The 18,338-nt window shown below is 71.7% G+C and carries 17 protein-coding genes; 13 read left to right on the forward strand and 4 right to left on the reverse strand.

Annotated elements, in window-relative coordinates; all coding sequences use genetic code 11:
* Positions 1-224 precede the first annotated feature (224 nt).
* From AB0C17_RS25995 to AB0C17_RS26015, 5 genes are all read left to right on the forward strand, one after another.
* The gene (locus tag AB0C17_RS25995) at positions 225-2,750 is read left to right on the forward strand and encodes a bifunctional FO biosynthesis protein CofGH (protein ID WP_357470224.1); all 2,526 of its coding nucleotides are present in this window, start codon (positions 225-227) and stop codon (positions 2,748-2,750) included.
* A 150-nt stretch (positions 2,751-2,900) separates the two neighbouring features.
* On the forward strand, positions 2,901-3,194 hold the full coding sequence (locus tag AB0C17_RS26000) for a hypothetical protein (RefSeq protein WP_357387980.1): 294 nt from the start codon (positions 2,901-2,903) through the stop codon (positions 3,192-3,194).
* Positions 3,195-3,265: 71 nt separating this feature from the next.
* Positions 3,266-4,663: a DUF4331 domain-containing protein gene (locus AB0C17_RS26005; protein ID WP_357470227.1), complete on the forward strand. Its 1,398-nt coding sequence runs from the start codon at positions 3,266-3,268 to the stop codon at positions 4,661-4,663.
* Positions 4,664-4,676: 13 nt separating this feature from the next.
* A complete protein-coding gene (locus AB0C17_RS26010; protein ID WP_357470230.1) occupies positions 4,677-5,015 on the forward strand; it encodes a phospholipase in 339 nt (112 codons plus the stop codon).
* Positions 5,016-5,474: 459 nt separating this feature from the next.
* Positions 5,475-5,735, forward strand: coding sequence for a WhiB family transcriptional regulator (locus tag AB0C17_RS26015; protein ID WP_013284161.1), 261 nt, complete (start codon positions 5,475-5,477; stop codon positions 5,733-5,735).
* Between the two features lie 101 nt (positions 5,736-5,836).
* Here the strand turns inward: AB0C17_RS26015 and AB0C17_RS26020 are convergent, their stop codons facing one another.
* Positions 5,837-6,286, reverse strand: coding sequence for a metallopeptidase family protein (locus AB0C17_RS26020; RefSeq protein ID WP_357387974.1), 450 nt, complete (start codon positions 6,284-6,286; stop codon positions 5,837-5,839).
* Positions 6,287-6,439: 153 nt separating this feature from the next.
* Here AB0C17_RS26020 and AB0C17_RS26025 point away from each other — a divergent pair, with 153 nt between their 5' ends.
* Positions 6,440-6,811: a DUF3499 domain-containing protein gene (locus tag AB0C17_RS26025; RefSeq protein ID WP_357387972.1), complete on the forward strand. Its 372-nt coding sequence runs from the start codon at positions 6,440-6,442 to the stop codon at positions 6,809-6,811.
* A gap of 125 nt (positions 6,812-6,936) precedes the next feature.
* Here AB0C17_RS26025 and AB0C17_RS26030 read toward each other — a convergent pair whose 3' ends face one another.
* The 3 genes from AB0C17_RS26030 to AB0C17_RS26040 form a co-directional block, all read right to left on the reverse strand.
* A complete protein-coding gene (locus AB0C17_RS26030; protein ID WP_357480962.1) occupies positions 6,937-8,316 on the reverse strand; it encodes an FAD-dependent oxidoreductase in 1,380 nt (459 codons plus the stop codon).
* A 5-nt stretch (positions 8,317-8,321) separates the two neighbouring features.
* Positions 8,322-9,668 (reverse strand): aspartate aminotransferase family protein, encoded by a 1,347-nt coding sequence (locus AB0C17_RS26035; RefSeq protein WP_357480916.1) that lies wholly within the window; start codon positions 9,666-9,668, stop codon positions 8,322-8,324.
* 148 nt (positions 9,669-9,816) lie between these two features.
* Positions 9,817-10,329, reverse strand: coding sequence for an Lrp/AsnC family transcriptional regulator (locus tag AB0C17_RS26040; protein WP_357387970.1), 513 nt, complete (start codon positions 10,327-10,329; stop codon positions 9,817-9,819).
* Between the two features lie 207 nt (positions 10,330-10,536).
* Here AB0C17_RS26040 and AB0C17_RS26045 point away from each other — a divergent pair, with 207 nt between their 5' ends.
* From AB0C17_RS26045 to speB, 7 genes are read left to right on the forward strand one after another with little or no spacing between them, the layout of a single operon-like run.
* Entirely contained in the window at positions 10,537-11,721 is a 1,185-nt protein-coding gene (locus tag AB0C17_RS26045) for a spermidine/putrescine ABC transporter substrate-binding protein (RefSeq protein WP_357387969.1), read from the forward strand.
* Entirely contained in the window at positions 11,718-12,875 is a 1,158-nt protein-coding gene (locus AB0C17_RS26050; RefSeq protein WP_357470237.1) for an ABC transporter ATP-binding protein, read from the forward strand. Before AB0C17_RS26045 ends, AB0C17_RS26050 begins: the two co-directional genes overlap by 4 nt.
* A 22-nt stretch (positions 12,876-12,897) precedes the next feature.
* Positions 12,898-13,806, forward strand: a complete 909-nt coding sequence (locus tag AB0C17_RS26055) for an ABC transporter permease (RefSeq protein WP_357387966.1) — start codon at positions 12,898-12,900, stop codon at positions 13,804-13,806.
* Between the two features lie 58 nt (positions 13,807-13,864).
* Complete coding sequence (locus AB0C17_RS26060; protein ID WP_357387964.1) at positions 13,865-14,695, forward strand: ABC transporter permease; 831 nt, start codon at positions 13,865-13,867, stop codon at positions 14,693-14,695.
* Positions 14,692-16,113, forward strand: coding sequence for an FAD-dependent oxidoreductase (locus AB0C17_RS26065; RefSeq protein WP_357480919.1), 1,422 nt, complete (start codon positions 14,692-14,694; stop codon positions 16,111-16,113). The genes AB0C17_RS26060 and AB0C17_RS26065 overlap by 4 nt, the downstream gene beginning before the upstream one ends.
* On the forward strand, positions 16,113-17,315 hold the full coding sequence (locus tag AB0C17_RS26070) for a saccharopine dehydrogenase C-terminal domain-containing protein (protein ID WP_357480922.1): 1,203 nt from the start codon (positions 16,113-16,115) through the stop codon (positions 17,313-17,315). The genes AB0C17_RS26065 and AB0C17_RS26070 overlap by 1 nt, the downstream gene beginning before the upstream one ends.
* The gene (gene speB, locus AB0C17_RS26075; protein ID WP_357387958.1) at positions 17,312-18,325 is read left to right on the forward strand and encodes an agmatinase; all 1,014 of its coding nucleotides are present in this window, start codon (positions 17,312-17,314) and stop codon (positions 18,323-18,325) included. The genes AB0C17_RS26070 and speB overlap by 4 nt, the downstream gene beginning before the upstream one ends.
* Positions 18,326-18,338 lie beyond the last annotated feature (13 nt).

Genomic DNA, 18,338 nt, shown 5'->3' on the forward strand with positions numbered 1-18,338 from the left:
GGTGACCGGTGCGGCCAGTGCGGCCGTACGCCTGCTCGGCCTCGACCCGTACCGGGTCCAGTCCCTGCCGGTCGGTCGCCCGCCGCCGGCGGTTCCGCCGCGCGGCCGCCCCGGTCGTACGCGTCCGGGCCGTCGCCGTGCGGCGGGTCACCGCCGGCGTCCCGCTGCCCGGACCGGAACCGGGCGCGGGCGGCGAGGCGTCCGGCAGCGCATAGGCTGGGCGGATGGTTGATCGCAGCGACCCCGAACCGACCGAGGCGAGCATCCGGCGGGCGCTGGGGCGGGCCGCCACCGGCCGGGCGCTCGACGCCGCCGAGGCGGGCGCGCTGCTGGCCGCGCGCGGGCCGATGCTCGACGAGCTGCTCCGGATCGCCTCCGACATCCGGGACGCCGGGCTGCGCGAGGCCGGGCGGCCGGGCGTGGTCACGTACTCGAAGAAGGTCTTCATCCCGCTGACCCGGCTCTGCCGGGACCGCTGCCACTACTGCACGTTCGCCACAGTGCCGCACCGGCTGCCCGCTGCCTACCTGGAACGCGACGAGGTGCTGGCGATCGCCCGCGAGGGCGCCGCGCAGGGCTGCAAGGAGGCGCTGTTCACGCTCGGCGACCGGCCGGAGGAGCGGTGGCCGGCGGCCCGCCGGTGGCTGGACGAGCGGGGGTACGACTCGACGCTGGACTACCTGCGCGCCTGCGCGGTGGCGGTGCTGGAGGAGACCGGCCTGCTGCCGCACCTGAACCCGGGCGTGCTCACCTGGTCGGAGTTGCAGCGGCTCAAGCCGGTCGCGCCGAGCATGGGCATGATGCTGGAGACCACGGCCACCCGGCTCTGGTCGGAACCGGGCGGCCCGCACTACGGCTCGCCGGACAAGGAGCCCGCGGTACGCCTGCGGGTGCTCGACGACGCCGGCCGGGTCGGGGTGCCGTTCACCACCGGAATCCTGATCGGCATCGGCGAGGACCGGGCGGAGCGGGTCGACGCGATCTTCGCGATCCGCCGGGCGATGCGGGAGTACGGCCACCTCCAGGAGGTGATCGTGCAGAACTTCCGCGCCAAGCCGGACACCGCGATGCGCGGCATGCCCGACGCGGAGCTGCACGACCTGGCCGCCACAGTGGCGGTGGCCCGGGTGCTGCTCGGCCCGAAGGCCCGCATCCAGGCCCCGCCGAACCTCATCGCGGGCGAGTACGACCTGCTGCTGAGCGCCGGCATCGATGACTGGGGCGGCGTCTCCCCGGTCACGCCCGACCACGTCAACCCGGAGCGGCCCTGGCCGCACCTGGAGGAGCTGGCCGCGCGTACCGCGAGTGCCGGGTTCACGCTGCGCGAGCGGCTGACCGTCTACCCGGAGTACGTCCGCGCGGGCGAGCCGTGGCTTGATCCGCGTCTGCTGCCGCACGTCACAGCGCTCGCCGACCCGGCCACCGGGCTCGCGGTCGAGACGGCCCGCCCGGTGGGTCGGCCGTGGCAGGAGCCGGAGGAGGTCTACGGCGGCCGGACGGACCTGCACGCCACCATCGACGTCACCGGCCGCACCGAGGACCGGCGGGGCGACTTCGACAGCGTCTACGGCGACTGGGCCGAGGTGGCCGGCAAGGTGGCGCCGGAGGCGCGCGTGAGCGTACCCCCGGGTGCGGGCGCGGACGCCGACCTGCGCGCGGGCCTGCGGCTGGCCGCCGACGACCCGGCCGCGCTGCTCACGCCGGCGCACGAGGCCAAGGCGCTGGCGCTGTTCGGCGCGGACGGCCCGGCGCTGGAAGAACTGTGCCGGCTCGCCGACGACGCGCGCCGGGACGCGGTCGGCGACGACGTCACCTACGTGGTCAACCGCAACATCAACTTCACGAACGTCTGCTACGTGGGCTGCCGTTTCTGCGCGTTCGCCCAGCGGGAGAGCGACGCCGACGCGTTCCGGCTCTCCCTGGAGCAGGTCGCCGACCGCGCCGAGGAGGCCTGGGTGGCGGGCGCGACCGAGGTCTGCCTCCAGGGCGGCATCGACCCGAAGATGCCGGTGACCGGTTACGCCGACATCGTCCGCGCGATCAAGGCGCGGGTGCCGGGCATGCACGTGCACGCGTTCTCCCCGATGGAGATCGTCACCGCCGCCGCGAAGGCCGGCGTGCCGGTGCGGGAGTGGCTGCTGCGGCTCCGCGAGGCCGGGCTGGACACCATCCCGGGCACCGCCGCCGAGATCCTCGACGACGACGTGCGCTGGGTGCTCACCAAGGGCAAGCTCCCGGCCGCCGCCTGGGTCGAGGTGGTGAGCACGGCGCACGAGCTGGGCATCCGGTCCAGCTCCACGATGATGTACGGCCATGTGGACCACCCGGGCCAGTGGCTGGCCCACTTCCGGGTGCTGGCCGGCGTGCAGGACCGCACCGGCGGGTTCACCGAGTTCGTGGCGCTGCCGTTCGTGCACACGAACGCGCCGATCTACCTGGCCGGCATCGCCCGCCCGGGCCCGACCTGGCGGGAGAACCGGGTGGTGCACGCGATGGCACGGCTGCTGCTGCACGGCCGGATCGACAACATCCAGTGCTCCTGGGTGAAGCTCGGCGACGAGGGCACCGTGGCGATGCTGCGCGGCGGCTGCAACGACCTGGGCGGCACGCTGATGGAGGAGACCATCTCCCGGATGGCCGGCTCGGGCAACGGTTCGGCCCGTACCGAGGAGCAGTTGCGCGCGATCGCCACCGCCGCGGGGCGGCCGTTCCGCAAGCGGACGACCGCGTACGGTCACGCCCGCGCCTGAGGTCGAACCTTTCCCCGCCGCGCGCCGTACCTGTGGATGCCGGCGGCGGTTTCGGCGAGGACCGCCGCCGGTGACCCCGAACCGGGGCCCGGCGGCGTCCGGGTGCCCGGCCCGCTGCGGCGCTGCGGCGCCGGTCCGGAAAGGTTGCCGATGAGCACTGACGAGACCACCGACGCGCCGAAACGGCGGACCTGGCCGCGGTTGACCCGCAGGCAGACGCTCACCGCCGCGGCGAGCGCGACACTTGGCGCCGCCGCCCTCACCGTGCCGGGCCTGTCCGCCGCCCAGAACGCCCCCACGGCTAGCCGGCGCGACGAGCCGATCGTGGTCCACCTGCGCGACGCCGCCGCCGGCGTCATGGACGTCTTCGTCGGTACCAACCGGGTCGAGGTGCGCGACCGCGGCCTGGCCGACCGCCTGGTGCGCGCCGCCGGCCGGCGCTGATCCACGCTCCGCCGGCGCGGTTTCCCGGCGCCGGTTCCGCTTTCCGTTCCCCCGACGAAGGTGCGTCCGCCATGTCCTCTCACCGCGAGGCCCCGGAGATCGCCAAGGATCCGGTCGCCGACAGTTCCGACCTGTACGCGTTCGTCACGCCGAGCCAGCCGGACACCGTCACGTTGATCGCCAACTACGTGCCGGTGCAGCTCCCCTCCGGCGGCCCGAACTTCTTCGAGTTCGGAGACGACGTCCGGTACGAGATTCACATCGACAACGATGGAGACGGTTATCCGGACGTCACCTATCGTTTCGAATTCACTACCGAGATCACGAACCCGAACAGTTTTCTCTACAACACCGGGCCGATCGAGTCGCTGGAGAGCAAGAACTGGAACCGGCGGCAGTTCTACCGGCTGACCCGGATCGCCGACGGCCGTGCCCGGGTGCTGGCGCACAAGCTGCCCTGTCCGCCGTGCAACGTCGGCCCGCTCTCCACGCCGAACTACCAGAACCTGGTCCGGCAGGCGACGTTCAAGCTGTCCACCGGCGAGAAGGTCTTCGCCGGCCAGCGGGCCGACGGTTTCTTCGTCGACCTGGGCGCGGTGTTCGACCTGGGTACGCTGCGGCCGTTCCAGCAGTTGCACGTCGCCGGCAAGAAGCTGTTCCGGAACGAGGGGGAGCCGGTCAACGCGCTGGACCGGCTCAACGTGCACTCCCTCGCCGTGCAGGTGCCGCTGAACCAGGTACGCCGCAAGGCCGCCCGCTACGGCTACGCCGACCGTGCCTCGACGATCGGGGTCTGGACCAGCGCGTCCCGCCAGCAGGTGCGGGTGCTCGGTGACCGGGTGTCCGCCGACACCGCAGCCGGGCCCTTCACGCAGGTGTCGCGGCTCGGTAACCCGTTGTTCAACGAGGTCGTCGTGCCGATGTCCAGGAAGGACCTGTGGAACACGCTGCCACCGTCGGAGGACAAGCGGTTCGCCGGGTTCGTCGAGCGGCCCGAGCTGGCCGCGCTGCTGCCGGCGCTCTACCCGGGCGTGTTCGGAAACCTGGACGCGCTGAACAAGTCCAAGAAGCCGCGCGCCGACCTGGTGGCGATCCTGCTCACCGGCATCCCGGCCGGACTGATCGACGGCTTCGCCAACACCACCGGCGACACGCAGGCGGACATGCTGCGGTTGAACACGGCGATCCGGCCCACCGGCAAGCCGGACCGGTTCGGCGTGCTCGGCGGCGATCTGGCCGGGTTCCCCAACGGCCGCCGGGTCGCCGACGACGTGGTGACGATCGCGCTGCGTGCCATCGCCGGGCTGACCGTGCCGCTCGTCGACAAGACGTTCCGGCCGGACGCCGCCGCGGCGGCCGTGACACCGGGCCTGAGCGCGGCCGACGTCACCGCGCCGTTCCTGGCCGACTTCCCGTTCCTCGGTACGCCGTACGACGGGTTCGGCAACCCGCAGGCGAAGAAGTCCTGACGGGAGCCGGCGAATGTCACACCGTCACGATCTCGGCCCGTCTGAGGTCGGCAGCGTCGTGCTCGACCTCGGCGGCGACCGGGGCGCACTGATCATCCACACCGGCCGGGACCTGCACGGCCGGGAGATCGAGATCAGCCGCGTGGACCTCGGCGGTTCGCGGACCCACTCCGCCGTACGCGAGCGGCACGTCCGGGACGGGGTTTTCCACAGTGCCGTCTACCCGGATCTGGAGGCGGGTGTTTATACCGTCTGGTGGGACGAGAAGACGTCGGCCGGCGCGATCTCGGTCACCGGCGGGTCGATCGCCGAATTCGTCTGGCCCACCAGCTCACCAGCTCGCCTGGACTGATCCGTCAGTCGCGCCGGAACCCGCGCCTCGTCCACATGGTGGACGGGGCGCGGTCGGCGTTGGCCGGCTCGACGGGCGGTACCGCGGGAGGCGCGTTACCCTTTGCCCCACCATTCTGATCTTGGTACGAGCGGCCGGCGGGGGCGTCCGGCCGGCCTGTCGGCGATACGCCACGGCAGAAAACTTCCGGCAACTCGCCGGGGAGGGCGTTACTCGTCCGGGGTCTGAATCGATAGGGCAGGTTGCGAGGCTACGGGCGACCGCGGCGGTCGTCCCGGACGTGTCGGGAGGGCGACTCCATTATCAAGTTTGGCTTGACGGCGCACGCATTACACGCGTGTAATTTGAATGGGGTTGTTCGCACGGAACGCAACAAATGGTGACCGTACGGACAGGCACGCCTTTCGCGTGGGGGGTTGCAGCGGCGAATGACGCCGGTGCGCGACAAGGAGGCAATCGATGGACGGCCAGCTCGAGGTGGCCGACCTGCTCGGGAACGCGCCGGAGTGGCAGGAGCGAGCGCTCTGCTCGCAGACCGACCCGGAGGCGTTCTTTCCCGAGAAGGGCGGCTCGACCCGCGAGGCGAAGCGCATCTGCTCGCGGTGCGAAGTGAAGACGGAATGCCTGGAGTACGCGCTCGGCCACGACGAGCGGTTCGGAATCTGGGGTGGCCTCTCCGAGCGGGAGCGGCGCAAGCTCAAGCGGCGGGTCGCCGCCTGATCCGCGTACGGGTCCGTGGGCGGTGGGGGCCGCCCGGACCCGGGTCGCCGTCCGGCCGGCGCGTCCGGCCGGGTGGCGGCGCCCAGCCGGGCCGGCCGAGGTCAGGCCAGTTCGTCGGGGTCGACCCCGAGCAGGTTCGCCACCTGCTCGATGATCACGTCGTGCACCAGGTCGGCGAGGTCCTCGCGGTCCATCGCGCGGAACTCCAGCGGCCGCCGGTAGAGCACGATCCGCGGCGGCACCTCCTGGCGGCCGGGACGCCCGGGCAGCAGCCGGGCGAGCGGCACCTCGCCGTCCTCCAGCACGTCCGAGTCGTAGACGTTCAGATCCGGCGGTACGTCCTCGACTGCGAACTCCACCCCGGCCAGCTCCTTGGCGAACCGGCGTTCGAGCGACTCCACCGTGTCGAGCACCAGATCGTCGAAGACCTCGGCCTTCGTCCGGGCCAGCGGCACGGTGGCCGGCACCAGCCGCCCGCGCAGCCCGCGACCGTGCCGGTCACGATGGGTGCGCCGGCCGGAGCCGGGACGGCGGTTCTGGGGGCTCGTCATGTCGGACAGGGTAGCCCGGGCCGGCGGTCCACCCGCCGTCGCGCGGCCGTCCGGCGTGCCGGTGCGTCGATCGGTGGAATTGTGATCACCAAGACGGGCGTGTCGTAACGCGAAGCGGTGCGCCGGACCCGGTAATGGGGATACCCTGCCGCGGTGAGGTCACCACGGCGCTGCTCCCGTAACGGCTGCCCCCGGCAAGCGGTCGCCACGCTGACCTATGTCTACAACGAGTCGACAGCTGTGGTGGGCCCGCTCGCCGCGTTCGCCGAGCCGCACACGTACGACCTGTGCGAGCCGCACGCCCGCAACCTGACCGCCCCGCGCGGCTGGGACGTGGTGCGGCACGAGGGCGAGTTCGAGCCGCCGCCGCCCACCACCGACGACCTGGTGGCGCTGGCCGAGGCGGTACGCGAGGCCGCCCGCCCCGCCCCACCGCGCCCTCCCGAGGACGAGCCCACCACGAAGCCCCAGACCCCCCAGCAGGGCCGCCGGGGCCACCTCCGGGTAATCCCACCCCACCACTGACCCCCACCCCGGTCCTCCGCGCGTTGATCAAGGAGTTTGTGTCACGGAACCCGTGTCCGGAAGACACAAACTCCTTGATCAACGGCGTGGGAGCCGGGGTGAGAGCCGGGTGGGAGCCGGGTGGGTCAGTGGCCTAGGAAGCGGGTGAAGGTCTGGGCCCGGCGGGACGGGCGCTGGGTGCGGTGCTCGGTGTGGTCGGCTGAGGACATGACCCTCAGGCCGGCGTTCACCGCCAGCCAGCGCAGCGGTTCCGGCTCCCAGCGCGGGGAGCGGTGGCCCACCCAGGGCAGCGCGGTCAGGTCGCTGTCCACGCCCCGGATCAGGTCGGCGAGCGTACGCCCGGCGAGGTTGCTGGTGCCGACGCCGTCACCGACGTAGCCCCCGGCCCAGGCCAGCCCGGTGCGGCGGTCCAGCCCCACCGACGCGGCCCAGTCCCGGGCCACGCCGAGCGGCCCGCCCCAGGCGTGCGTCACCGGCGCGTCCGGCCCGAGCACCGGGAACAGCTCCCCGAGCGCCCGGCGCAGCGCCGCGAACACCCGGGGCTCCCGGTCGAATCCCTGCCGCACCCGGGAGGCGTAGTGGTAGGGCGCGCCCCGCCCGCCGAACGCGAGCCGGCCGTCGGCGGTGCGCTGGCCGTACACGATGACGTGCCGGTAGTCGGAGAACGTCTCCCGCTCCGCCAGCCCGATCCGCGCCCAGGTCTCCTCGGGCAGCGGCGGGGTGGCCACCATCAGCGAGTAGACAGGGGCCACCGTCCGCCGCTGGCCGGGTAGCCCCGGCGTGTAGCCCTCGGTCGCGCGGACCACCACCGGTGCCCGGACCACGCCCGCCGGGGTCACCGCCGCGCCCGGCCGCAACGCGGTCACCGGGGTGCGCTCGTGGATGCGTACGCCCCGGCGTTCCACCGCCCGGGCCAGGCCCCGGACCAGCTTCGCCGGGTGCACGGCGGCGCAGTGCGGCGTGTACGTGCCGCCGCGTACCCCGTCGGCTGCGCAGCGCGCGGCGGCCTCGCCGGCGTCGAGCAGCGTCAGGTCGTCGTCGGTCAGCCCGTGCGCGTGGGCCTGGGCGACCTCGGCCCGGGCCCGCTGGAGCTGCGCCTCGTTGCGGGCCAGTGTCACCGTGCCGCCGGCCCGCCAGTCGCAGTCGATGCCCTCGGCGGCGGCGACCCGCCCCACCTCGGCGACCGTGTCGTGCATGGCCCGCTGCATGGCCAGTGCCCGGTCCCGGCCGTGCCGCCGGGCCAGCGCCGGCAGCGAGGTGGGGAACAGCGCCGAGCACCAGCCGCCGTTGCGCCCTGACGCGCCGTACCCGGCGATCTCCCGCTCCAGCACGACGACGCGCAACGTGGGGTCGGCCTCGGCCAGGTAGTAGGCCGTCCACAACCCGGTGTACCCGGCGCCCACGATCGCCACGTCGGCGTCCGTGTCGCCGGGCAACCCGGGTCGCGGTGTCAGCGGTTCGTCCAGGCCGGACAGCCAGTACGACAGGTGCCGGTAGTCGGTCATCGGGGTCAGAGCCGCGACCACGCCTCGGTCAGCACCGCGCGCAGGATCTGCTCGATCTCGTCGAAGTGCTGCTGGTCGGCGATCAGCGGCGGGGCGAGCTGCACGACCGGGTCACCCCGGTCGTCGGCCCGGCAGTAGAGCCCGGCGTCGAACAGCGCGGTGGACAGGAAGCCGCGCAGCAGCCGCTCGGACTCGGCCTCGTCGAACGTCTCCCGGGTCGTCTTGTCCTTTACGAGCTCGATGCCGTAGAAGTAGCCGTCGCCCCGGACGTCGCCGACGATCGGCAGGTCGTACAGCTTTTCCAGGGTGGACCGGAACGCGTCCTCGTTGGCGCGGACGTGCCCGATCAGGTCCTCGCGGGCGAACACCTCCAGGTTGGCCAGCGCCACGGCGCAGGAGACCGGGTGCCCGCCGAACGTCACGCCGTGCGCGAACATGCCGGTCTCGGTGAGGAACGGCTCCATCAGCCGCTCGCTGGCGATCATCGCGCCGAGCGGGGCGTAGCCGGAGGTGATGCCCTTGGCGGTGGTGATGATGTCCGGCTGGTAGCCGTAGCGGACGGCGCCGAAGTACTCGCCGAGCCGGCCCCAGGAGCAGATCACCTCGTCGCTGACCAGCAGCACGTCGTAGGCGTCGCAGATCTCGCGGACCCGCTCGAAGTAGCCGGGCGGCGGCGGGAAGCAGCCGCCGGAGTTCTGCACCGGCTCCAGGAAGACGGCGGCGACCGTCTCCGGTCCCTCCCGCTCGATCGCCCGGCCGATCTCCTCGGCGGCCCAGCGGCCGAACGCCTCGGGGTCGTCGCCGTGCTCGGGGGCCCGGTAGAAGTTGGTGTTCGGCACCTTGATGCCGCCCGGGACCAGCGGCTCGAAGTCGGTCTTGATGCCGGGCAGCCCGGTGATCGACAGCGCGCCCATCGACGTGCCGTGATAGGCGATGTAGCGGCTGACCACCTTGTGCTTGGTGGGCTTGCCGGTGCGCTTGAAGTAGGCCCGGGCCAGCTTCCACGCCGCCTCGACGGCCTCGGAGCCGCCGGTGGTGAAGAAGACCCGGTTCAGGTCGCCGGGCGTGAGCGTGGCGATCTTCTCGGCCAGCTCGACGGCCTTCGGGTGGGCGTACGACCAGAGCGGGAAGTAGGCGAGCTCGCCGGCCTGCTTCGCGGCGGCCTCGGCCAGTTCGGCGCGGCCGTGGCCGGCGTTGACGACGAACAGCCCGGCCAGCCCGTCCAGGTAGCGGCGGCCCTGCGCGTCCCAGACGTACGCGCCCTCGCCCCGGACGATTGTCGGAACCTCGCCGGCGGGGTAGCTCGCCATGCGGGTGAAGTGCATCCACAGGTGGTCGGTGGCGTTGGCCATGTCAGCCCCATCGGGTCTCGGGCCGGTCAGGGGTGACACCGGCCGCTCTGCCCACGGTTATCCCACAGGCGGTGCCGATAAGGCAAGTGAACAAGCCTAAGGGCGACGAATTCAGCGTCTCCTGAGCGTCACGCCAACGGAATCCGCATCAGGCGGTGCCCCAGCTGTAGGTCTGCTTGCGCAGCTTCAGGTAGACGAACGCCTCGGTGGAGAGCACGCCGGGAACCCCGCGCAGCCTCTGCAGGATCTCCAGCAGGTGCGCGTCGTTGCGGCAGACCACCTCGGCCAGCAGGTCGAACGAGCCGGCGGTGATCACCACGTAGTCGATCTCCTCGAACTCGGCCAGCCGGTCGGCGACCGACTCCAGGTCGCCGTCGGTGCGCAGCCCGATCATGGCCTGGCGGGGAAAGCCGAGCTGGAGCGGATCGGTGACCGCGACGATCTGCATGACGCCCGCGTCGAGCAGCCGCTGCACCCGCTGGCGTACGGCCGCCTCGGAGAGTCCGACCGCCTTGCCGATGCTCGCGTACGGGCGGCGCCCGTCCTCCTGGAGCTGCTCGATGATCTGCTTGGCCACGTCATCGAGCAGAGCGTGGTTGGCGCCATCACGCACAGTGACGCGACGGCCGCCGTTTCCGTTCTCCTGATGCCGGTTGACCATCGAGCGCTCCTTGTGTCCGATTCTCGGTGTCGAGCGTAATGCCCCGACGCAGTCTGGCGTAATTCGTGGTGACTAGCTATTCCGGCAACGGAATCCCTTGTGAGTGATGGTTTCTCATGTCAGGATCAGTCGTCCATCGCCACTGACCCTCCCGCCGGCGCGCCCCTCCGTCCCGCCCGCCGACGATGCCCCCCAAGGAGTCGTCACATGCGTCGTCCCCTCCGGCCCCTCACCCGGCGTGGTCTGCTCACCGGGACCGTCGGCTCGGCCGCACTGCTCGCCACCGCGGGCACCCTGGCCGGCTGCGGGACCAAGGGCGCCCAGCAGACCGAAGCCGGGTGCAAGAGCGAGGACCTGTCCGCCACCGAGAAGAAGGTCGCCTTCTCGAACTGGCCGCAGTACATGGACACCGACGAGAAGGACGAGTCGAAGCGCCCGACGCTCGACGCCTTCGTCGCCGCCTCCGGCATCCAGGTGACGTACACCGAGGACGTCAACGACAACAACGAGTTCTTCGGCAAGGTACGCAACCAGCTCGCCGGATGTCAGAGCACCGGCCGGGACATCATGGTGCTCACCGACTGGATGGCCGCCCGGGTGATCCGCCTCGGCTGGGTGCAGAAGCTTGACAAGTCGAAGATGCCGAACGTCGAGGCGAACCTGCTGCAGTCGCTGCGCGGTCGCTCCTTCGACGCCGAGACCCAGCTCGCCGTCCCGTGGCAGTCCGGCCTGGCCGGGCTCGCGTACAACGCCAACGTCACAAAGGAGATCCGCACTGTCGACGAGCTGCTCACCCGCCCCGATCTCAAGGGCAAGGTGACTGTGCTGTCGGAGATGCGCGACACCATCGGCCTGTTGCTCCAGTCGCTCGGCCACGACCCGGCCAAGTTCACGTCGGCCCAGTTCGACGACGCGCTGAACAAGCTCAAGAAGGCCGTGGACAGCAAGCAGATCCGGCGCTTCACCGGCAACGACTACGCGCCCGACCTGGCCAAGGGTGACATCGCCGCGTGCATCGGCTGGTCCGGCGACGTGGTGCAGCTCGGCTTCGACGACGAGAAGATCAAGTTCGTGGTGCCCGAGTCCGGCGTGATGCTCTGGTCGGACAACATGCTGGTGCCGAACAAGGCCACCCACAAGGCCAACGCCGAGGCGTTGATGAACCACTACTACGACCCGGCGGTGGCGGCGAAGCTGGCCGCGTACGTCAACTACATCTGCCCCGTGCAGGGCGCGCAGGCCGAGATGGAGAAGATCGACCCGGATCTGGCGAAGAACCCGCTGATCTTCCCGGACGACGCGATGCTGTCCAAGGCCAAGGTCTTCATGGCGCTCGACGAGGCGCAGGAGAAGGAGTACGAGACCAAGTTCCAGCAGGTGATCGGCGCGTGAAGGGGCAGCAGACCCCGGCCGGTGACCTGCGACTGGTCGACCTGACCAAGCGCTTCGGCGTCTTCACCGCCGTCGACGACCTCACCCTCACCATCCCGCAGGGCTCGTTCTTCGCCCTGCTCGGCGCGTCCGGCTGCGGCAAGACCACCACGCTGCGGATGATCGCCGGGCTGGAGCAGCCCACCAGCGGAAAGGTGCTGCTCGGCGAGCAGGACATCGCCGGGCTGCGGCCGTACAAGCGGCCGGTGAACACCGTGTTCCAGAGCTACGCCCTCTTCCCGCACCTGGACATCCACGAGAACGTGGCGTTCGGGCTGCGCCGCCGCGGCATCCGCAAGGTCGGTGACCAGGTCGAGCGGATGCTCGCGCTGGTCCAGCTCGAAGGCTACGGCCGCCGCCGTCCGGCCCAGCTCTCCGGCGGCCAGCAGCAGCGCGTCGCGTTGGCCCGGGCGCTCATCAACCACCCGCAGGTGCTGCTGCTCGACGAGCCGCTCGGTGCGCTCGACCTCAAGCTGCGCCGGCAGATGCAGATCGAGCTGAAGCGGATCCAGACCGAGGTCGGCATCACGTTCGTGCACGTCACCCACGACCAGGAGGAGGCCATGACGATGGCCGACACGGTCGCGGTGATGAACGCCGGCCGGATCGAGCAACTCGGTGCGCCCGCCGACATCTACGAGTACCCGGCCACCGCGTTCGTGGCGAACTTCCTCGGCCAGTCCAACCTGCTCGCCGCCGAAGCCGGCGGTCGCGCCGCAGACGACGTGCTGGTCACGGCGCACGGCGCGCGCTTCTCGGTGCCCGCCGGCCGGGCCCGGCTCACCGACGGTCCGGCCTTCCTCGGCGTACGTCCGGAGAAGCTGCACCTGGCCGACGGCCCGGACCGGGTGCCGGCCGGGCACCAGCACGTCGGCGGCGTCGTCACCGATGCCTCCTACGTCGGGGTGAGCACCCAGTACCTGGTGCGCACCGCGTGGGGGAGCGAGCTGACCGCGTTCGCCGCTAACAGCGGGCTGGGCGGTCAGTTGGCGGTCGGCACGGCGGTGACCGCGCACTGGGATCCGCGGCACGCGTTCCTGCTGCCCCGGGCCGCCGGTGAGGACGACCAGACCGCGCCGCTGCTCGACGAGCCGCCGGTGGGTGCGCTGCCATGAGCGAGCGAAGCGGAGTGGCGGCATGAGCGCGCTGGCCCACGTACCGACCTCCGCCGGGAAACCGGCGCCGCCGCCGGTGCGGCGCGGGCGCAGCCGCCTCCTGCCGTACCTGTTGCTGCTGCCCGGCGCGGTCTGGCTGCTCGTCTTCTTCGCGCTCCCGCTGGTGCAGCTCGCCTCGGCCAGCCTCTACGACCCGGCCGGGTCGCTCTCCACCGGGTACGCCATGACCTGGGCGTTCAGCAACTACCCGGAGGCGTTGCAGGCGTACTGGCCGCAGTTCTCCCGGTCCTTCCTCTACTCGGCCATCGCGCTGGTGCTCGCGCTGCTGATGGGCTACCCACTGGCGTACGCGATCGCGCAGAAGGCCGGCCGGTGGAAGAACCTGCTTCTGGTGGCGGTGGTCGCGCCGATGTTCACCAGCTTCCTGGTGCGCACGCTGGCCTGGAAGACCATCCTGTCGGACAACGGCGCGCTGGTCGGGCTGCTGCGCGACGTGCACCTGCTCGGCCCGGACGGCCGGCTGCTGGCCACGCCGATCGCCGTGGTGCTCGGCCTGACGTACAACTTCCTGCCGTTCCTGGTGCTGCCGCTGTACGCGAGCCTGGAGCGGCTCGATCCCCGGCTGCTCGAGGCGGCGAGCGACCTGTACGCGAGCCCGGCGCGCGCGTTCGCCAGGGTGACGCTGCCGCTGTCGATGCCCGGCCTGATCGCCGGCACGCTGCTGTTCTTCATCCCGGCCACCGGTGACTACATCAACGCCGAACTGCTCGGTACCCCGAACGAGTACATGATCGGCAACGTCATCGACTCGGCGTTCCTGGTCCGGCTGGACTATCCGCAGGGCGCGGCGCTGTCGTTCCTGCTGATGGCCGCGATCCTGGCGATCGTCTTCGTCTACCTGCGGAAGGCCGGCACGGAGGAGGTGCTCTGATGAGCGCGAGGAGCGCAGCGAAGCGGAGCCCCGCAGTCGCGAATGGAGGCAGGCTCTGATGAGACTCAGGCGCTGGCTAGCCGACCGGTGGGTGATGGGCGTGGCACTGCTCGTCCTCGGCTACCTGACGCTGCCGATCATGGTGGTCGCCGGGCTCTCCTTCAACCGGCCCTCCAGCCGGCTCTCCTACGACTTCAACGAGTTCACGCTCGACAACTGGAAGCAGCCCTGCGCCACCTCGGACATGTGCGATGCCGTGGTGCGCAGCATGCAGATCGGCCTGATCGCCACGGTCGTCTCCACACTCCTCGGCACGCTGATGGCGTTCGCGCTGGTCCGGCACACCTTCCGGGGCCGGTCAGGGCTCAACGGGCTGATCTTCCTGCCGATGGCCACCCCGGAACTGGTGATGGGCACCTCGCTGCTCGCCCTGTTCGTGGCCGCCGGGGTGCCGCAGGGCTTCTGGACCATCGTCATCGCGCACGTCATGTTCTGCCTGTCGTTCGTGGTGGTCACCGTGAAGGCCCGGCTCGCCGGCATGGACCGGCGGCTGGAGGAAGCAGCCATGGACCTGTACGCCAGCGAGTGGCAGACGTTCCGCCGGATCACGCTGCCGCTCGTGCTGCCCGGCATCATGGCCGCGTCGCTGCTGGCGTTCTCGCTCAGCTTCGACGACTTCATCATCACGAACTTCAACGCCGGCACCACAGTCACGTTCCCCATGTACGTCTGGGGCGCCTCCCAGCGGGGCATCCCGCCGCAGGTGAACGTGATCGGCACGGCCATGTTCGTGATCGCGTTGCTGCTGGTCGGGGTCACCTCGCTGCGCGGGCGGCGGGCCCGACGCGCCGCCCTCGCGGTGGTCGCCACACCGGCGGGGAAGCCATGACACTGCCGCATACCGGCCGGGCGCTGGCCGACGCCGCGCCCGTGCCGTACTGGCTGGACCGCCCGGTTCGGCCCGACCCGCTGCCGCCGCTGTCCGGGTCGCACGCCGCCGACCTGCTCGTGGTCGGCGGCGGGTACGCCGGACTGTGGACCGCGCTGCTGGCGAAGGAGGCCGACCCGGACCGCGACGTGCTGCTCGTCGACGCGGGCACGTGCGGCTGGGCGGCGTCCGGGCGCAACGGCGGGTTCTGCGCCGCGTCGCTGACCCACGGGCTCGCCAACGGCGTCGAACGGTTCCCCGGCGAGATCGCCGAGCTGGAGCGGCTGGGCCGGGAGAACCTGGACGCCATCGCCGCCACCGTGGCGAAGTACGACATCGACTGCGACCTCGAACGCACCGGTGAGCTGGCGGTGGCGGTCGAGCCGTACCAGCTGGACGGGCTCGCCGCCGACGCCGAGCTGGCCCGCCGGTACGGCCACGACGTGCGGCTGCTCGACCGCGACGAGGTACGCGCCGAGGTGGCGTCGCCGACGTACCTGGGCGGGATGTGGGACGCCGACCGGGTGGCCCTGCTCGACCCGGCGAAACTCGCCTGGGGACTGCGCCGGGCCGCGCTCGACCTGGGCGTACGCGTGCACGAGCACACCCGCGTCACCGGCCTGGCCGACGACGGCGCCGGGCTGCGCGCCACCACGGCGGGCGGCGCTGACGCGGCGCCCGGCGCGGTACGGGCGCGGCAGGTCGTGCTCGCCACCAACGCGTTCCCGCCGCTGCTGCGTCGGCTGCGCTCCTGGGTCGTCCCGGTGTACGACTACGCGCTGATGACCGAGCCGCTGACCGTGGCGCAGCGCGACGCGATCGGCTGGCGGCACCGGCAGGGGCTCGCCGACACGGGCAACCAGTTCCACTACTACCGGCTCACCGCCGACAACCGCATCCTGTTCGGCGGCTACGACGCGATCTACCACTACGGCAACCGCGTGGCACCCGCGCTGGAGCAGCGTGAGGCCACCTTCGACACGCTGGCGGCGCACTTCTTCACCACGTTCCCGCAACTGGACGGGCTGCGGTTCAGCCACCGCTGGGGCGGCGTCATCGACACCTGCACCCGGTTCTGCGCGTTCTTCGGCACCGCCTACTCCGGGCGACTGGCGTACGCGGCCGGGTTCACCGGGCTCGGCGTCGGCGCGACCCGGTTCGGCGCCCGCGTGACGCTCGACCTGCTCTCCGGCGCTGACACCCCGCTGACCCGGCTCGACCTGGTGCGCCGCAAGCCGCTGCCGTTCCCGCCGGAACCGGTCCGGTCCGTCGGCATCAACCTCACCCGCTGGTCGCTCGCCCGCGCCGACGCGCGCGACGGACGGCGCAACCTCTGGCTCCGTACTCTCGACCGTCTTGGACTGGGGTTCGACTCCTGATGCGTATCCTCCTCGTCGGCGCCGGTGGCGTCGGCTCCGCCGCCGTATCCATCGCCGCCCGCCGTACCTTCTTCGAGACCATGGTGGTCGCCGACCACGACCCGGCGCGCGCGGCGCGGGCCGTCGCCGGGCACGGCGACCGGTTCGTCGCCGCCACGGTCGACGCCTCCTGCGCCGACGCGGTGGCCGCGCTGTGCCGGGAACACCGGATCACCCACGTCCTCAACGCGGTCGACCCCCGCTTCGTCATGCCGATCTTCGACGGCGCGTTCGCCGCCGGGGCCGACTACCTCGACATGGCGATGTCGCTGTCCCGGCCGCACCCCGAGCGTCCCTACGCCGAGACCGGGGTCAAGCTCGGCGACGAGCAGTTCGCCGTCGCACAGCGGTGGGCCGACGCCGGCCGGCTGGCGCTGTGCGGCATCGGCGTCGAACCGGGCCTGTCCGACGTCTTCGCCCGCTACGCCGCCGACGAACTCTTCGCCGAGATCGACGAGATCGGGGTACGCGACGGCGCGAACCTGACGGTCGCCGGCTACGAGTTCGCGCCCTCGTTCTCCATCTGGACCACCATCGAGGAGTGCCTCAACCCGCCGGTGATCTGGGAGGCCGGGCGTGGCTGGTTCACCACCGAACCGTTCAGCGAGCCGGAGGTGTTCGACTTCCCGGCCGGGATCGGCCCGGTCGAGTGTGTCAACGTCGAGCACGAGGAGGTGCTGCTCATCCCGCGCTGGGTCGAGGCGAAGCGGGTCACCTTCAAGTACGGCCTCGGCGCCGAGTTCATCGAGGTCCTGCGCACGCTGCACAAGCTCGGCCTCGACTCGACCGAACCGGTGCGGGTACGCGGCGTCGAGGTGTCCCCGCGTGACCTGGTGGCCGCCGCGCTGCCCGACCCGGCCACGCTCGGCGACCGGATGAGCGGCAAGACCTGCGCCGGCACGTACGTCACCGGCACCGGCCCGGACGGGCGGCCACGTCGCGTCTACCTGTACCACGTGGTCGACAACGAGTGGTCGATGGCCGAGTACGGCCACCAGGCTGTGGTCTGGCAGACCGCCGTCAACCCGGTCGTCGCGCTGGAACTGCTCGCCACCGGTGCGTGGACGGGCACGGGCGTGCTCGGGCCGGAGGCGTTCCCGCCGGTCCCCTTCCTGGACCTGCTCACCGGCTACGGTTCGCCGTGGGGGATGGAGGAACGATGACCCGGTACGGCCCGATGTTCGGCCCCGACATCACGTTCCTCGGCGTGCCGCCGTGCACAGTCGAGGAGCCGGTCACGTACGCCGACGCGGACGTCGTGATCATCGGCGCGCCGTTCGACGGCGGCACCTCGCACCGGCCGGGCACCCGGTTCGGGCCGTCAGCCATCCGGCAGGCCTGCTACCTGCCGCACGACGGCTCCCGCCCGTCGCTGGCGCTGCGCGTGGACGGGCTGAAGGACCTGTGCGTCTACGACGCCGGCGACGTGGAGATGTTCAGCGGCGACATCGAACGTTCGCTCGCCGCACTGGAGACCGCCGTGCACGCGGTCGCCGCCGCCGGGGCGATCCCGGTGGTCCTCGGCGGCGACCACTCCATCGCGCTGCCGGACGCGACGGGCGTGGCCCGGCACCACGGGCTCGGCCGGGTGTCACTCGTGCACTTCGACGCGCACGCCGACACCGGCGACGTCGAGTTCGGCTCACTGCACGGGCACGGCCAGCCGATGCGCCGGCTGATCGAGTCCGGCGCGGTACGCGGCGACCGCTTCCTCCAGATCGGGCTGCGCGGCTACTGGCCCGGCCCGGACACGCTGGCGTGGATGGCGGAGCAGCGGATGCGCTCGTACGAGATGACCGAGATCGTGGCGCGCGGGCTGGACACCTGCCTGACCGAGGCGTTCGGCATCGCGACCGACGAGTGCGAGGGCGTCTTCCTCTCCGTCGACGTGGACGTGGTCGACCCCGGCATGGCACCCGGCACCGGCACGCCCGAGCCGGGCGGGTTCACCTCCCGGCAACTGCTCGACGCGGTCCGCCGGGTCTGTTACGAGCTGCCTGTGGTCGGGCTGGACGTGGTCGAGGTCGCCCCGCCGTACGACCACGCCGACATCACCGCGTACCTGGGTAACCGGGTGGTGCTGGAGGCCCTGTCCGCGATAGCCCGCCGCCGCCGCGACGCCGCCGGCGGAACCCAGTGGAACCCCACCCAGCCCTTGTTGGACGGCCGCTGACCGCTACCCCGGC

Source organism: Micromonospora sp. NPDC048887, assembly GCF_040649715.1.
Lineage (GTDB): Bacteria > Actinomycetota > Actinomycetes > Mycobacteriales > Micromonosporaceae > Micromonospora.

Coding starts and splice junctions, on each gene's coding strand:
- AB0C17_RS26015 (WP_013284161.1), top strand. CDS start 5,475: ATGGACGGCCAGCTCGAGGTGGCCGACCTGCTCGGGAACGCGCCGGAG.
- AB0C17_RS26000 (WP_357387980.1), top strand. CDS start 2,901: ATGAGCACTGACGAGACCACCGACGCGCCGAAACGGCGGACCTGGCCG.
- AB0C17_RS26010 (WP_357470230.1), top strand. CDS start 4,677: ATGTCACACCGTCACGATCTCGGCCCGTCTGAGGTCGGCAGCGTCGTG.
- AB0C17_RS26045 (WP_357387969.1), top strand. CDS start 10,537: ATGCGTCGTCCCCTCCGGCCCCTCACCCGGCGTGGTCTGCTCACCGGG.
- AB0C17_RS26030 (WP_357480962.1), bottom strand. CDS start 8,316: ATGACCGACTACCGGCACCTGTCGTACTGGCTGTCCGGCCTGGACGAA.
- AB0C17_RS26060 (WP_357387964.1), top strand. CDS start 13,865: ATGAGACTCAGGCGCTGGCTAGCCGACCGGTGGGTGATGGGCGTGGCA.
- AB0C17_RS26070 (WP_357480922.1), top strand. CDS start 16,113: ATGCGTATCCTCCTCGTCGGCGCCGGTGGCGTCGGCTCCGCCGCCGTA.
- AB0C17_RS26020 (WP_357387974.1), bottom strand. CDS start 6,286: ATGACGAGCCCCCAGAACCGCCGTCCCGGCTCCGGCCGGCGCACCCAT.
- AB0C17_RS25995 (WP_357470224.1), top strand. CDS start 225: ATGGTTGATCGCAGCGACCCCGAACCGACCGAGGCGAGCATCCGGCGG.
- AB0C17_RS26055 (WP_357387966.1), top strand. CDS start 12,898: ATGAGCGCGCTGGCCCACGTACCGACCTCCGCCGGGAAACCGGCGCCG.
- speB (WP_357387958.1), top strand. CDS start 17,312: ATGACCCGGTACGGCCCGATGTTCGGCCCCGACATCACGTTCCTCGGC.
- AB0C17_RS26040 (WP_357387970.1), bottom strand. CDS start 10,329: ATGGTCAACCGGCATCAGGAGAACGGAAACGGCGGCCGTCGCGTCACT.
- AB0C17_RS26065 (WP_357480919.1), top strand. CDS start 14,692: ATGACACTGCCGCATACCGGCCGGGCGCTGGCCGACGCCGCGCCCGTG.
- AB0C17_RS26005 (WP_357470227.1), top strand. CDS start 3,266: ATGTCCTCTCACCGCGAGGCCCCGGAGATCGCCAAGGATCCGGTCGCC.
- AB0C17_RS26035 (WP_357480916.1), bottom strand. CDS start 9,668: ATGGCCAACGCCACCGACCACCTGTGGATGCACTTCACCCGCATGGCG.